15 protein-coding genes are annotated in these 14571 nt (G+C 63.4%); 4 read left to right on the top strand and 11 right to left on the bottom strand.

Annotation, left to right across the window (positions count from 1 at the left end; translation table 11 throughout):
• Window positions 1-22: 22 nt before the first annotated feature.
• Window positions 23-1018: an aldo/keto reductase gene (locus DFO46_RS16675; RefSeq protein ID WP_120278046.1), complete on the top strand. Its 996-nt coding sequence runs from the start codon at window positions 23-25 to the stop codon at window positions 1016-1018.
• 69 nt (window positions 1019-1087) lie between these two features.
• Here DFO46_RS16675 and DFO46_RS16680 read toward each other — a convergent pair whose 3' ends face one another.
• Together DFO46_RS16680 and DFO46_RS16685 are read right to left on the bottom strand one after the other, a co-directional pair.
• Window positions 1088-2545, bottom strand: coding sequence for a sensor domain-containing diguanylate cyclase (locus DFO46_RS16680; protein WP_120278047.1), 1458 nt, complete (start codon window positions 2543-2545; stop codon window positions 1088-1090).
• 140 nt (window positions 2546-2685) lie between these two features.
• On the bottom strand, window positions 2686-3432 hold the full coding sequence (locus tag DFO46_RS16685) for an AraC family transcriptional regulator (protein WP_183041943.1): 747 nt from the start codon (window positions 3430-3432) through the stop codon (window positions 2686-2688).
• 327 nt (window positions 3433-3759) lie between these two features.
• Here DFO46_RS16685 and DFO46_RS16690 point away from each other — a divergent pair, with 327 nt between their 5' ends.
• The 3 genes from DFO46_RS16690 to DFO46_RS23945 all read left to right on the top strand — a co-directional run bounded on the left by DFO46_RS16690 (window position 3760) and on the right by DFO46_RS23945 (window position 6168).
• Window positions 3760-4668, top strand: a complete 909-nt coding sequence (locus tag DFO46_RS16690; RefSeq protein WP_120278049.1) for a DMT family transporter — start codon at window positions 3760-3762, stop codon at window positions 4666-4668.
• Between the two features lie 163 nt (window positions 4669-4831).
• Window positions 4832-5854 carry a ribosome small subunit-dependent GTPase A gene (rsgA, locus tag DFO46_RS16695; RefSeq protein WP_120278296.1) on the top strand — a complete coding sequence of 341 codons (1023 nt, stop codon included), beginning with the start codon at window positions 4832-4834 and terminating at the stop codon, window positions 5852-5854.
• Window positions 5855-6006: 152 nt separating this feature from the next.
• Window positions 6007-6168: a hypothetical protein gene (locus DFO46_RS23945; RefSeq protein ID WP_165826146.1), complete on the top strand. Its 162-nt coding sequence runs from the start codon at window positions 6007-6009 to the stop codon at window positions 6166-6168.
• 138 nt (window positions 6169-6306) lie between these two features.
• On the opposite strand, the gene pheT is transcribed toward DFO46_RS23945, so the two are convergent.
• The 9 genes from pheT to DFO46_RS16740 all read right to left on the bottom strand — a co-directional run bounded on the left by pheT (window position 6307) and on the right by DFO46_RS16740 (window position 14537).
• Window positions 6307-8730 (bottom strand): phenylalanine--tRNA ligase subunit beta, encoded by a 2424-nt coding sequence (gene pheT, locus DFO46_RS16700; RefSeq protein ID WP_120278050.1) that lies wholly within the window; start codon window positions 8728-8730, stop codon window positions 6307-6309.
• The gene (locus DFO46_RS16705; RefSeq protein WP_245408825.1) at window positions 8727-9056 is read right to left on the bottom strand and encodes a DUF2442 domain-containing protein; all 330 of its coding nucleotides are present in this window, start codon (window positions 9054-9056) and stop codon (window positions 8727-8729) included. Before DFO46_RS16705 ends, pheT begins: the two co-directional genes overlap by 4 nt.
• Window positions 9057-9111: 55 nt before the next feature.
• Entirely contained in the window at window positions 9112-10197 is a 1086-nt protein-coding gene (gene pheS / locus DFO46_RS16710; protein WP_110790284.1) for a phenylalanine--tRNA ligase subunit alpha, read from the bottom strand.
• A gap of 1 nt (window position 10198) precedes the next feature.
• Entirely contained in the window at window positions 10199-11065 is an 867-nt protein-coding gene (locus DFO46_RS16715; protein ID WP_120278051.1) for a lipopolysaccharide kinase InaA family protein, read from the bottom strand.
• Between the two features lie 153 nt (window positions 11066-11218).
• Window positions 11219-11623: a 50S ribosomal protein L20 gene (gene rplT / locus DFO46_RS16720; protein WP_110790286.1), complete on the bottom strand. Its 405-nt coding sequence runs from the start codon at window positions 11621-11623 to the stop codon at window positions 11219-11221.
• A gap of 38 nt (window positions 11624-11661) precedes the next feature.
• Window positions 11662-11865 (bottom strand): 50S ribosomal protein L35, encoded by a 204-nt coding sequence (rpmI, locus tag DFO46_RS16725; protein ID WP_054156359.1) that lies wholly within the window; start codon window positions 11863-11865, stop codon window positions 11662-11664.
• A gap of 144 nt (window positions 11866-12009) precedes the next feature.
• On the bottom strand, window positions 12010-13359 hold the full coding sequence (locus tag DFO46_RS16730) for a HAMP domain-containing sensor histidine kinase (protein WP_120278052.1): 1350 nt from the start codon (window positions 13357-13359) through the stop codon (window positions 12010-12012).
• Window positions 13356-14021: a response regulator transcription factor gene (locus DFO46_RS16735; protein ID WP_110790288.1), complete on the bottom strand. Its 666-nt coding sequence runs from the start codon at window positions 14019-14021 to the stop codon at window positions 13356-13358. Before DFO46_RS16735 ends, DFO46_RS16730 begins: the two co-directional genes overlap by 4 nt.
• A 3-nt stretch (window positions 14022-14024) precedes the next feature.
• The gene (locus DFO46_RS16740; RefSeq protein WP_120278053.1) at window positions 14025-14537 is read right to left on the bottom strand and encodes a hypothetical protein; all 513 of its coding nucleotides are present in this window, start codon (window positions 14535-14537) and stop codon (window positions 14025-14027) included.
• Window positions 14538-14571 lie beyond the last annotated feature (34 nt).

Raw genomic sequence — 14571 nt, forward strand, 5'->3', positions numbered from 1 at the left:
ACACTCCTTGAAGGAGGCCATCATGCAATCCCGTCGTCTCGGTTCCCTTTCCCCTTCCGCCATCGGTCTCGGCTGCATGGGCATGAGCCATGCCTATGGCACCAATATCGACGAGGCCTCCGCCCAGGCCCTGATCGACCGTGCCGTCGATCTCGGTGTCACCTTCTTCGATACCGCCGAAGTCTACGGTCCCTTCACCAATGAGGAACTGGTGGGCAAGATCCTGCGCAAACATCGGGATCGGGTGCTCATCGCCACCAAGTTCGGCTTCACCATCGGCGACGCGGCGAAGGCCGCCCGGCCCTCGGGTCTCGACAGCCGGCCGGAACACCTGCGTGCGGTGGCGGATGCCTCGCTGAAGCGGCTAGGGGTCGAGGTGATCGATCTCTTCTACCAGCACCGTGTCGATCCCGACGTGCCGATCGAAGAGACGGTCGGCGCCATGGCGGATCTCGTGAAGGAAGGCAAGGTGCGCGCGCTCGGCCTTTCCGAGGCGAGTGCTGCGACGCTCCGGCGAGCGCATGCGGTGCATCCGATCGCGGCCATCCAGAGCGAATATTCACTGTGGACCCGCGATCCTGAAACCAACGGTGTCTTCGACACCTGCCGCGAGCTCGGCATCGGCTTCGTGCCCTTTTCACCGCTCGGGCGCGGCATGCTGACGGGGGCACTCAAGGATCTCGGCAAGCTCGGGGCGAATGATTTCCGCCGCGGACTGCCGCGCTTCGACCAGGCGAATTTCGATGCCAATGTGGCGCTGGTCACGGCACTGGAAGAGATGGCTGCCGCAAAGGGCGTCGCCGCCGGTCAATTGGCGCTCGCCTGGGTGCTGGCGCAGGGCAATTTCATCGTGCCGATCCCCGGCACCACCAAGATCGCCAATCTCGAAAGCAATGTCGCGGCGACCGCGATCATGCTCTCGCCCGAAGATCTGGCCACACTGGGCGCCCTCGTTGCCCCCGACAAGGTGGCCGGCGCTCGCTACAATGAAAGCATGGCGAAGATGGCCGGACGCTAGCCGAATAGGGGGAGGCTGTCACCGCTTCCCCCGTCTCGCCTCCCTGAACGTCCGGCGGGCCCGAAGCGCTCAGGTTCTGGAGCTCCGCCCCTCGGCCGCCGGTTTTCCGGCGTAAAACGAGCGCTTGTTTTCATACATCGCGTCGTCGGCGCGTTTCATCAGCGCCTCCATGCTTTCGCCCGGTTCGCTCGTTGCCGTGCCCATCGAGATGCTCAACACGGCATCCGAATAAAACTGGTTGTTGATCTTGAGGATCTCGTTGATCGTTTCGGCCATGCCGAGGGCAACCTGGTGATCCGCACCCGGCATCAGGACGGCAAATTCGTCGCCGCCGATGCGCGTCGCGTGATGCGGCGGCTTCACGACGCTGTTCAGCACCTCGCCAAAGCGCCGCAACAGCTGATCGCCGGCATCATGCCCGCGCTCGTCATTAGCCTCCTTCAAACCGTTGAGGTCGATGACGATGGCCGAGACCGGGCGCAGCGACTTGCGCTCCAGCCGGTTCAGTTCGTCCGTATAGAAGGCGCGGTTGTGCAGCTTGGTCAAAATGTCGTGTTTGCCGAGATATTCGAGATAGGCCTCGGCCTTCTTGCGGGCCGTGATGTCGGTCAGGGCCACCTGCACCCGCGACCAGTCGTGCTCATGCCCGGGGAACACCGCAAAGTTCAGGAGGATATGCCGCTCGCTGCCGTCGAGGGCGTAGTTGACCACTTCGCGACTGTGGAAGAGGCGATTTTCCCAGAGATCGACCAACTGCTCCCGGAATGGTTTTTCCATCTCGCCGCGAAAGATTTCGCTCTGGCGCATCAGGAGCGTCTGCCGATCCGGCGCCCCGAAGAGATCGAGGGTCGCCTGGTTGACATCAAGGATCCGGATTTCGGACATGCATTGGCGCACGAATTCGGGATGAACATCGGTGAAGACGCGAAAGTCCACGATACCGCGGGCACGCACATCCTCGAGCAGGGTGTGAATGCCGCTGAAATCCTCGATCCAGAGCGACACGGGCGAATGCTCGAAGACCCCTTCGGCATAACGACGATTTTCCTGTTCGGCCCGCCGCGCATCTTCCCGATCGGTGACGTCCTCGGTTGTGACGAGCAGCTGGCCAAGTGTCTCCTCGTGACCGGGCAGGACGGAGCCGCGCAGCTGAATGTCGAGCCGGCGCCCGGAGAGCGTATAATTCGCCGTGGACCCGACGAATTCCGTCTTGCCATCCCAGAGATCCGTCAGTTCGTTGATATGGGTTTCCCACATATCATCGCGGAAAACCTTGTCGAGATTGCCAGAAAGCTCTTCCAGGCTGGCCGCCTCGAACAATTCGAGCGTCTTGCGGTTGACCTTCAGGATGCGGATCTTGGCCGAGCATTCCGCCACGCGTGACACATCCTGTCGCAGAAAGCTGCGCAGGTCGGTCACGCCGCCCGCGCGCCACTCGTCGAACTGCGCCTTGACCGCGCTGAAATCCTCGATCCACATCGCAATCGGGGCGAGTTCAAAGATGTTCGAATCGATGGAATCGGTCATGAAACTAGCCTGTCTGAATTCATCGCGTCATACGGAATAGGATGGAGCACAACCCGCACCCTAGGTAGAGTTGATTAACGCTCTGTTGCTCGCAAAGGGTTGAAAGCGGCTCACCTGCGCTTGCGGGGCGAGCGGCGGTCTCAGCTTCTCGTGATACCGCGCCGATAGGCGGACGGTGTCGTGCCGGTCACCGTCTTGAACATGCGCGTCAGGTGGCTCTGGCTGCTGAAGCCGCAGGCGCTGGCGATCTGGGCAATCGGCTCCACGCCTTCCAGCATGCGGCGGGCGCGGTCGATGCGGCGGTTCATGATGAAGCCATGGGGCGACACACCGCAACTGAGACTGAACATGCGCTGCAGATGGAATTCGCTCAGGCCCGCCAGGGTCGCCAGTTCCTGCAGCGTGATCGCGCGATGGAGCGCCGAGTCGATAAACTCGATCAAGCGCCGACGAACCACAGGGGCGAGACCGCCACGCAGGGTCACGGCCTTCTCGCCGCCATACCGCGGATCAAGGAAGAGATGCCCGACGGATGCCGTCAGCGCCTGCTCGGCCCAAAGCCGGTCCCCGCTTCGCGTCGCTTGGGCAAGCTGCCCGAGTGCGCCGGCCAGCTGCGGCGCTTCACCGAAGGTCGTTTCGGGAATGACCATGAGCCGCGCATCGCGGTCGAAGGTCTCGGAAAAAAGCCGTCGCAGCTCCTGGTCCGAAACATAGAGATGGACGAAATCGAAGGTGTCGGTGATTTCCCACTCCGACGAAGCGCCCTCGGGCATGATGCAGAGCGCACCCGGCCAACCATGAATGGAGCCGGCATCGATACGGCGGGTGCCGTCCCCGCCGAAGAGGTAACAGCTGAACGTGTGGCCATCGGCGCGCTCGTAGCGCATCCGGTCATGGCTGTTGCGCCAGAGGGCGCTGGCCCTGCCCTCGCCGAGGTCGAGCGCATGCAGCCGCTCGGCACGGGACGAAGCGGACAGCGAACTGAAGACGGACGAGGCATGCAGCATGAGAATGGTCCGATGATCTCGGCGCATTCTAGCGCAAGACGGCCCCTGCGCCACCCATCCGCCACCATCGTCGCACGCTTCGGCGCAGTTCACCGCAAGATCATGCAAGAATTCTCAATCGGACCGGCGCTCAAGTCACTGACAACGCCATGACGCGGCACCCGGCATGACTGGCCGCTCGCTGCACAAGACCGAATTGAACCCGCCATGACCAATCTCCTGCTGTTTTCCTCCACCGTCCTGATCTGGGGTACGACCTGGATCGCGATTGCGCTTCAGATCGGCCCCGTCCCGGTGCTGGTCTCGGTGTTCTACCGCTTCGCCACCGCCGCCCTCATTCTGGTCGCGGCCCTCGTGGTCACTCGGCGGCTGAAGGTGCCGACGCGCGCCCAGCAACCTTTCGTGCTTGCCCAGGCGCTCTGCCTGTTCTGCTGCAACTTCCTCTGCTTCTACCATGCCGCCAGCTATGTGCCCTCGGGCCTGATCTCGGTCGTCTTTTCGCTGGCGACGATCTACAACGCGGTCAATGCCCGTCTCTTCTTCGGCGACCGCATCAGTCCGCGCACACTGCTTGCCGCAGCCTTGGGTGCCACCGGCCTCGTCCTGCTCTTCGGGGTGGACATCCTGTTCAGTCTCAATCCGGACAGCTGGAAGGGCATCGGCCTCTCGGCTTTGGGCACGCTGTTCTTCTCGCTCGGCAACATGGCCTCGCGGCGCAACAGCGCATCCGGCATCGCGCCGATCACCGCCAATGCCTGGGGCATGAGTTATGGGGCGCTGGCGCTGCTGGCTTTGATTTTCCTCACCGGCACCCCGATCGTCGCGCCGCCGACACTCACCTATTTCGGTGCCATGCTCTATCTCGCGGCGATTGGCTCGGTCGTCGGCTTCACCACCTATCTGATGCTGGTTTCGCGCATCGGCTCGCAGAAGGCAGCTTACGCCACCGTGCTCTTCCCCGTGGTCGCGCTGACGCTCTCGACACTCTACGAGGACTATCACTGGACCTTGCTTTCAGGCCTCGGCCTGCTGATGACGCTTGCCGGCAATGCGGTGATGTTTGCCAAGCTGCCGGCGCGCAAAGCCGTGCTCGTCGCAGAAAAGCTGCCGGCCTGAGAGGTTGCCAAACGGGACGCCCAATGGCAGCGGCTGTCGTGAAAACAGCTGACGCGCAGATTTCGCGCGTCAGCGCCCGCTTTCTGCGTTATGAGGGCTGAGACCCCTGACCTGCCCCGGAAAGCCAGACCATGTTCTCACCCCTCCAGCCTTGGCTCCGCTCTTGACACGGCTGACCGATAGGACGGCCCTCGACCGGCTCGGCTTTGCCGCCTTCTTCGCTGAACAGGTTGGCCCCGATGAGAGCCATCTCCTCGTGCGGCGCATCTCGTCTGTGCACCGCGATCGGCTGGATGCGATCGACGGCAGCGGCCCCGTTTCGATCACGCTTGCCCCGAATGCCAACACGGCCGAATACGCTGTCGGTGACTGGGTGCTCGCCGATCCCCATGACGGGGCACTCGTGCGGCGCCTGGAGCGCCGTACCGTCTTCCAGCGCCGCGCCGAAGGCGTGATCGGCCACCAGCTGGCCGCCGCCAATGTCGACACGCTCTTCGTCGTCACCTCCTGCAATGCGGACTTCAACCCGGCACGCCTCGAACGTTACCTGATCATGGCCAATGAGGCCGGCACGCGCCCGGTCATCGTACTCACCAAGGCCGATATGGTCGACGACTCCGAGACCTATGCCGCGCAGGCATCTGCGCTGCAGCGGGATCTTTCGGTGGTGATCGTCAATGCGCGCTCGCCCGACGCCATTAAACCGCTGATGCCCTGGTGCGGACCGGGTCAGACGGTGGCGCTGGTCGGCTCGTCGGGTGTCGGCAAATCGACGCTCGTCAACACGCTGTCGGGTCCGGGCGCCGGAGAGCCGCAAAAGACCGGCACCATCCGCGAGCAGGATGCCAAGGGCCGGCACACCACGACGGCGCGCTCCTTGCATGCGATTGCGGGCGGTGGCTGGGTGATCGATACGCCCGGCATCCGCACCCTCTATGTCAGCGACGTCACCGACGGCATCGACACGCTGTTTGCCGAGATCACCGAGCTTGCACCGCATTGCAAGTTTCGTGACTGCAGCCATTCGCATGAAAAAGGCTGCGCCGTGCAGGCCGCGATCCGGGAGGGCACGCTCGATCCGGACAGGCTCGAGCGCTGGCGTCAGCTTCAGGCGGAGAACCGCGACCGCACGCCTGTCTATACCGGACCGAAGGGCAACAAGACGCTGCGCAAGAAGAAGTATTGAGCTTTCGACCGCACATCCCTACATAGGGGATACAGACGACGCCCTTCGCACGCGTCGCATCCGCTCGCCCCGTGCGAGCTTATCTTCCCCGTTTACCGCGACATCTAGGGCTTCGGCATCCTGCCGGGGCATATTCCGAATTGGAGACCAGCATGGCAGACGAAACCACCGCCCCCGCGGCGCAGAAGGGCTATGAGCCCATCCCCTTCGCCAAGAAGCACCGCATCTCGGTCGAAGACGCCAAGGCAATCCTTGCCAAGCATGGCAGCGACCGCAAGTCCGCCGACAAGGAAGGCCGCCGCGTCAGCCTTTGAGGTTTTCGCCGCCTGTCCCTGGCGTTGCTGACATCAGGTAGAAACAAATGAGCCCTTCCCCTGTTTGACGGGGGGAAGGGCTTTTTCATGGGCGATCGAGAGAGGCCGGCAGAGCGCCTGCCTGAGCCAGACCCGCGCTTAGGCGCGCAGCGCACCGCCGGTGGACTTCTCTACATTGCCGACAATCTTCTTCGTCAGCGCGTCGAAATCCTCGTCGGTCAGGGTCTTGTCGGCCGGCTGGATCAGCACTTCGATCGCCACCGACTTCTTGCCTTCGCCGACAGATGCACCTTCGAAGATATCGAAGACGTTGACGCCTGATATCAGCTTGCGGTCCGCACTGGTTGCGGCCTTGATGATCGCGCCAGCTTCGACCGCCTTTTCGACGACGAAGGCGAAGTCGCGCTTCACCATCTGGAAGGGCGAAAGCTCAAGTGCTGCCTTCGTGCGGGTCGCCTTCTTCTTCGGCTCCGGCAGGGCATCGACATAGATCTCGAAGCCGCATAGCGTACCGGAGACATCGAGCGCTTCCAGCGTCTTCGGATGGAATTCACCGAAGGTGCCGAGGATGACCTTGGGGCCGGCCTTGATCGTGCCGGACCGGCCGGGGTGATACCATTCAGGACCACCCTGTTCGATCTGGACATTGCTCATCGGAATGCCGCAGGCTTCGAGGACTGCCAGCGCATCGGCCTTGGCATCAAAAACGTCGACCGGCTTGCCGCCGCCCTTGGCGGTGTTCGACCAGGCGCGACCGGCACCGGCAAGCGAGGCCGTGCCACGACGGACGCCACCGGCGACGCGGCGCTGGGTGTCGGGCGTATCGCCTTCATAGGTGCCGGAAACCTCGAAGATCGCCACATCGCCGAAGCCACGGTCGGCATTGCGCTGGGCAGCCGTCAGGAGGCCTGGCAGCAGCGAGGGGCGCATGTCGGACATGTCGGCTGCGATCGGATTGACGAGCTTCAGCTTGTCGCTGCCGCCGCCGAAAAGCTTCGCATGCTCGGCCGGGATGAAGGACCAGGTGACGGCTTCCAGCATGCCGCGCGCGGCAAGCGCCCGGCGCGCCGTGCGGGTGCGGATCTGCAGCGTGGTCAAAATCTTGCCATTGACCGAGCCGGTCGGCGGCAGCGGTTCCGGCGCGATTTTGTCGACGCCGAACATGCGCATGACCTCTTCGACGAGATCCGCCTTGCCATCGACGTCAGGACGCCAGGAAGGAACCGAGACCTTGGCGGCCTTGTCGTCACCCGAGAGGATCTCGAAACCAAGGGCCGTCAGGATCTGGCGCGATTCGTCATTGGAGACGGTCAGGCCGGTCAGGCGCTTCACTTCCGCATAGGGGAAGTCGACCACCTTCTTCTGGTGACCCTTGTAGCCCTCAACCTTGGCTGCAGCTGCCGTGCCGCCACACATCTCGAGCACCAGTTCGGTGGTGCGCTCGAGGCCGGGGACCATGTATTCCGGATCGACGCCACGCTCGAAGCGGTAGCGCGCATCGGTGATGATGCCATGGGCGCGGCCGGTCTTGGCGATGTTGATGGGATCCCAGAGGGCCGACTCGATCAGTACGTTGACGGTGTTCTCGTCGCAGCCCGAATGTTCGCCACCCATGATACCGCCGATCGATTCCGGACCGTTATCGTCAGCGATGACGACATTGTTCGGGTTCAGCTTGTAGGTGCGGGTATCGAGCGCGAGGATTTCCTCACCCTCCTTGGCGCGGCGCACGACAAGCGCGCCCTTGACCTTGTCGGCGTCGAAGACATGCATGGGGCGACCCTGGTCGAAGGTCATGTAGTTGGTGACGTCGACGAGCGCCGAGATCGGACGAAGCCCGATCGACAGCAGACGCTGCTGCATCCATTTCGGGCTCGGGCCGTTCTTCACGCCACGCACGAGGCGATAGGCAAAGCCCGGGCAGAGATGGTCTTCGAGTTCAAGCTTCACCTCGACCGGGGTCTCACCCTCGACCTTGAACGCCGGTGCCTTCGGCGCCTTGAGCTTACCCAGGCCGGAGGCGGCCAGATCACGGGCAATGCCGAAAACCGAGGTGCAATCCGGACGGTTCGGGGTCAGGTTGATCTCGATGACCGGATCGTCGAGGCCGGCATAAGAAGCGAAGGACGTGCCCACGGGCGCATCCTCGGGCAGATCGATGATGCCGTTGTGGTCGTCGGAGATGTTGAGCTCCTTTTCGGAGCACATCATGCCATGGCTCTCGACGCCACGGATCTTGCCGACCGAGAGCGTCACATCGATGCCCGGCACATAGGTGCCCGGACGCGCCAAAGCACCGATCATGCCGGCGCGGGCATTCGGCGCACCGCAGACGATCTGCACCGGCTTGCCGTCACCGGCATCGACGGTCAGGACCTTGAGGCGATCGGCCTCCGGATGCTTCTCGGCCGTCAGGATCTTGGCGATGACGAAGGGCTTGTAGGCCGCCTTGTCATCGACATCCTCGACCTCAAGACCGATCGCGGTCAGCCGCTCGCAGATCTCGTCGAGCGAGGCCTCGGTTTCCAGGTGATCCTTCAGCCAGGAGAGTGTGAATTTCATTGTCTCGTTCCCATCTGCATCTTGCCCGAAGCGTCCAGCGGACGACCGCCTGACGCCTGTCTTCCGAGGAGCATGCTGACCACCGTCACATCGAGATCGATATCGGGCCAGTGAATGCTCGACGGCATGAATTCCACGTTGTTCCGCTCCACCGGCAGCGCCTCCTGAAGGGGCGGGTACCACCAGACCGGGACGCTGACGATCCGACCGTCCGTCAGTTCCACATGCAGCAGGTCGTCATCGCAAAGCAGGTCGACCGGGCGCATGTTGTCGAGATGTTCAATCACGTCACATTTGCCTTCATTCACTCGGAATGGCGGTTTCATCCACCCGTCCGCCTGGCCGCCCCTCTTGCAGCGGGACAGCCACGCATTGTGCCGATCAGGCGCTCAAACCGCCAAACAGCGTCGGCACATCCAGCGGGCGGAAGCCGTAATGGCTCATCCAGCGGACATCGGCGTTGAAGAAGTCGCGGAGATCAGGCATGCCGTATTTCAGCATGGCGATGCGGTCGAGGCCCATGCCCCAGGCAAAGCCCTGGTATTCGTCCGGATCGAGACCGCCGGCGCGCAGCACATTCGGGTGCACCATGCCGCAGCCGAGGATTTCCATCCAGTCCTTGCCTTCGCCGAACTTGACGATCGGGCCCGAGGAGCGGTCGCACTGGATGTCGACTTCGAAGCTCGGCTCGGTGAACGGGAAGAAGGACGGGCGGAAGCGCATGGTGACGCTGTCGACCTCGAAGAAAGCCTTGCAGAACTCTTCCAGGATCCAGCGCATGTTGGCGACATTCGCCGTCTTGTCGATGACCAGACCCTCGACCTGATGGAACATCGGCGAATGGGTCGCATCTGAGTCCTGGCGATAGGTCTTGCCCGGAATGACGATGCGGATCGGCGGCTTCTGGGCTTCCATGGTGCGGATCTGCACCGGCGAGGTGTGCGTGCGCAGCACCTTGCGGTCACCGTTCTCGTCGGGCGAGAGGAAGAAGGTGTCGTGCATCTCGCGGGCCGGGTGGCCTTCGGGGAAGTTCAGCGCCGTGAAGTTATAATAATCGGTCTCGATATCGGGACCTTCGGCGATCGAGAAACCCATGTCGGCGAAGATCGCGGTGATTTCATCGACGATCTGGCTGATCGGGTGGATGCGGCCGCGCTCGGCGGGCGAGGAGCGCACCGGCAGCGAGACATCGACGGTCTCTGCCTTCAGGCGCGCATTGATCGCGGCGTCCTTGAGGGATGCCTTGCGGGTGGTAATCTCGTCGGTCACCTCATTCTTCAGCGCGTTGATCGCCGCACCGCGCGTCTGGCGCTCTTCCGGCGTCATCGTGCCCAACGTCTTCAGGAGTTCGGAGACCGAGCCCTTCTTGCCGAGTGCGGAGACGCGCACCGCCTCGATCGCGGCCTCGTCGCCGGCTGCGGCGATCTCGGCGAGCAGCTGTGCCTTCAAAACGTCTAGTTCAACCATCTCATCCTGCCTTGGCGGTCTTCGGGCCATCCACCGAAAGGGGTGGAACCCGCATCAGAAATTCAGTTGCCATGATAAAGCGTCGCAGATCACTACCCATGTGCAGGCGGCCAATCAACCGGGCGAGCGGCAAAATTCGGCCGATCAGAGCCGTCAGCCTGACCAATTCGACGCGGGCCGCTTCCGGCGCCCGGGCAAGCCAGGCCTCAAGGGCCGCCGGACAGGTGGCCTCGGGGTTCACCGCGAAGGCGGTCACGACGAGGAAGTAGAGCAGGACGTCGCGCGCCTGGGCCATGGCGAGTGGCATGACCGAGGCCGGGTCTTCTTCGAAGTCCATGAAACCGACCGCACCGTCTTCGAGGAAAAAATCCCGCACATGCGGCCGGCCGTGGCTCAGCCCTGCGGCATGGACCCTGCCCAGCGCCTCCGCCACCTGGATCAAGAAGGCATCATGCGCCACCGGGTCGGCATCGCGCATCTCCCTCATGCGACGGTCGATCGTCGGACCGACATCGGACATGACCATTGCGGTGGCTGAGGCGTAGACGATCTTCGGCACCGGAAAACCCGCCGCAGCAAAGGAGCGGATGCGGGAGACCTCCCGTGCCTGCATGGCCTCGGGCGAAAGCTGCGGCGAGGGCCTGAGAACGGGAATGCGGAAGAGGGCCGCAAAGAAGCCCTGCACCGCCACCAGCGGCGGCAGGACCTTGCCGCCCTGGCGCTTGATCCAGACGGTGCGGTCCTTCAGCTCCAGCCGCTGCACGCGGCCGTCGCTTTGCATCATCGCGCGCAGCAGCTCGCCGATCTCGTCACTGCCGAGCAGGATCCCGTCTTCGATCGCGGCGCCCGGCCCATCCGGATATGCCATGTCAGCTCCATCGACACGCCCGTTTCCAGCGCGCGTCCTTGCCTTTTTAGTCGTTCTGCCCTTCACGCCGGTCAGGCGCGATCGCAAAGAAAAACCCGCGCCGGTCGTCCAGCGCGGGTTTCCCAAGATGTCAAACGTTCGGGAAGCGCTGGCTTACTTGACCGCGCTTTCAAACTCGTTGGCCGTGCCGGCGTCCTTGAGGTAGACGAGCGCGTTCTTGGAAGCTTCAACGAGCTTCGCGAATGCTGCCGGCTCATGGATGGCGAGGTCGGAGAGAACCTTGCGGTCGACTTCGATACCAGCCTTGTTCAGGCCGTCGATGAAGCGGCCGTAGGTCAGGCCGAATTCGCGGACGGCAGCGTTGATACGCTGGATCCACAGAGCGCGGAAGTTGCGCTTGTTGACCTTGCGGTCGCGGTAGGCGAATGCCTTCGAACGATCAACGGCAGCCTTTGCGGCGCGGATCGTGTTCTTGCGGCGGCCGTAGAAGCCCTTGGCTGCCTTGAATACCTTGTTGTGCTTGGCGCGGGAAGTTACGCCACGTTTTACGCGTGCCATGTCATGATCTCCTTAAATGATCCAAAAAGCGTGGGGTCTCAGAGACCGTTCGGCAGGTAGTTCTTGATGACCTTCTTGCCGTCAGCTTCGGCGAGAACCATCGTGCCGCGAGCGTTGCGGATGAACTTGTTGGACCGCTTGATCATGCCGTGGCGCTTGCCGGCGCCAGCCGCGAGGACCTTGCCGGTTGCAGTGATCTTGAACCGCTTTTTGGCGGAGGATTTCGTCTTCATCTTGGGCATTTTGCTACTCCATTGTTCTTGTATCGAAACAGGCAGACGAATGCCCGTTTTCAAGCATAAAGAACGGCCACGGCATGCCCTGCCGGACCGTTCGGACGGGCGCTTATAACCGCAGACCCGAAAAAGCGCAACGGGGCGTGGATTTTATTCTTCGCCGTCGGGTTTTCCGTCATGCATGCGTGACGGCAAGGTCAGCGTGACCTGCAATCCGCCAAGTGCAGAGCGGGCGAAGGAAAGCCCGCCACCATAGGCCGACAGCACGTCGGCGCTGATCGCAAGCCCGAGCCCCGACCCTTCCCCCTCACCCAGATGCACGCCACGCCCGGCAATCTCGGCCAGGGCTGCCTCCTCGACACCGGGACCGTCATCCTCGACACAAAGGCGGATGCGATCGCCCTTTCGTTCGGCAGACACCGAGATGACGCCCAACGCAAACCGGGTCGCGTTGTCCAGCACGTTGCCGAGGGCTTCGGCGAGATCGGCGGGATCCATGTCGACCGTCAGCGTATCGTCAAGCCGGAGGTTCCAGTCGATGCCGCGCGCCGTCGTGACCGGCATCAGCACCGAGACCAGCTTGCCGGCGAGAGACGCAAGCCGCGTCTGCGCCATCTGCTCCACCCCGAGCCGGGCCGATTGCAGCTGCCTGTCCGCCCGCTGGCGGATGAGATCCACCTGCTGGCGGATCAGCGCCTTTTCCGGTTCGGGCAGCCCGTCGGCCACGTGCAGGAGCACCGTCAGCGGGGTTTTCAGACCGTGGGCAAGATCGCTTGCACGCGCCCTTGCCCGCTCGACAGCGGTTTCGCGCTCCTGCAGCAACTGGTTCAGTTCCAGCACCAGTGGCTTCAGCTCCGTCGGCCCCTCCCCCTCGAAGTGGTCCAGGAGGCCGGAGCGCACCCGCGCGAGGCTCGCCTGGAGACGCGACAGCGGGGCAAGCCCGATCCCGATCTGCAGCAGGGCTGCGGCGAGCAGAACGGCTGCGGTGGCGGCGAGCATCACGGCCATCGAGCCATGATACTCGGAGATCGCATCGTCGATCACCTTGCGGTCGAAAGCCGCGAACAGCGTGAAAGGGCGGGTGCCGCCTGGGGTTTCGAGGTCGATCCAGCGGAGATCGACGAGGATCGGCGCGCCATCGGGGCCTTCCGTCTCACGAAAGCCGTAGGGGCCGGCATGAAGGGCGGACAAGGGCAATTCGACATCCCAGAGGGAGCGCGACCGGATCACCCGGCCATCCTCGGCAATCACCTGCCAATACAGGCCGCTTCCAGGCAGGCCGAACCGCGGATCGCTCGGCTCGTTGGTCACAACAGGCTCGCCCTTGCGGATCTCGATGCTCGCGGCCAACTGATCCATGATCGCCGACATATCGGCGCGATAACGATCGGCGGCATAGGTGGAGAAGACCCGGCTGAGCCCGAAGCCGACCAGCACCAGCACGAAGGCGATCGCCAGGACGGCACCGATCACCAGGCGCAGGCGCAGAGACTGCATCATGCGCCGTCGCCCGACAGCGTGTAGCCAAAGCCCCGCCGGGTGGCGATGGCCAGCGGATGGGTCTTGCGGCGGATCCGCGCGATCATCGCTTCGACGGCATTCTTGGCGGCATCGTCGTCGCGGCCCTGGACCTGGCGGGCGATTTCCAGCGGATCGAACACCCGCGCCGGTTCCGTGACGAGCAGCGACAGAAGCCGGTACTCAAGCGGCGTCAGTTCGATCGGGCGCCCTTCAAAGGTCACACGCCGTGCCGCATCGTCAATCACGAAACCACCAGCCGAGGCTTTGGTCTTGATGCGTCCGCCGGCCCGGCGCAGCAGTGCCTTCAGCCTTGCAATCAGTTCCTCATTGCGGAAGGGCTTGGGCAGGTAGTCATCGGCGCCGGCTTCAAAACCGTCAACCCGCTCCATCCAGGACCCGCGCGCGGTCAAGACGAGGATCGGCGTTTCGAGGCCGGCCGCCCGCCAGCGTTTCAGGATCGACAAGCCGTCCATGCCCGGAAGGCCGAGATCGAGCACAATCGCGGTATAGTCACCCGTCTCGCCTTCCGCCCAGACCTCCGGGCCCGATGTCAGGTGATGGACGACGAAGCCCTCCGCCTCCAGCTTCGACCGGGTGTAGTCGGCAATGGTCGCATCATCTTCAGCCAGCAATATGCGCATCGTTCACCATCCAAACAGGGTCAGGCGCCGGCCGCTTGCGGCATCCAGCTTCAGGGTGCGAACGGTGGCGCCTTTCTGGATCTTCAGCGTATAAAAGGGCTTGCGTGCCTCGAGATCGAGATTGACCGAGATGACGCGCCCGCCGCCCATTTCCTGCACGCGCTTCAAAATATCCTTCAGCGGCAGGATGCGCCCCTCGCCGACAGCCTCGCGGGCGCGCTGATGATCACGGTCCGGTTGCGATCGTCCCGATCCGCTGCTGCCTTCATTGCCGCCCTTGCCATCGTCCCCGCCGTCATGATTGCCATCATCGTCGCTGCCGTTGTCCCTGCCGCTGTGGTCATCACCACCGCCGGAACCGCCGTCGCTTCCGCCATCGTCGTCGCCGCCGTGACCGCTGTCGTCACTGCCGCCGTCGTCGCTTCCGTCCTTTGCGGCAGCCTGCGGCGCCCACGCAAGCTGCGTGGCGACACAAGACGCGGCAAGAAGCAGGAACAGAAAGCGGCGGCGGTCCATCACGGGCTCGATCAGTAGCGGGGGGCCAGCCTAG

The organism is Rhizobium sp. AG855 (assembly GCF_003610655.1).
Taxonomy (GTDB): Bacteria; Pseudomonadota; Alphaproteobacteria; order Rhizobiales; family Rhizobiaceae; genus Allorhizobium; species Allorhizobium wuzhouense.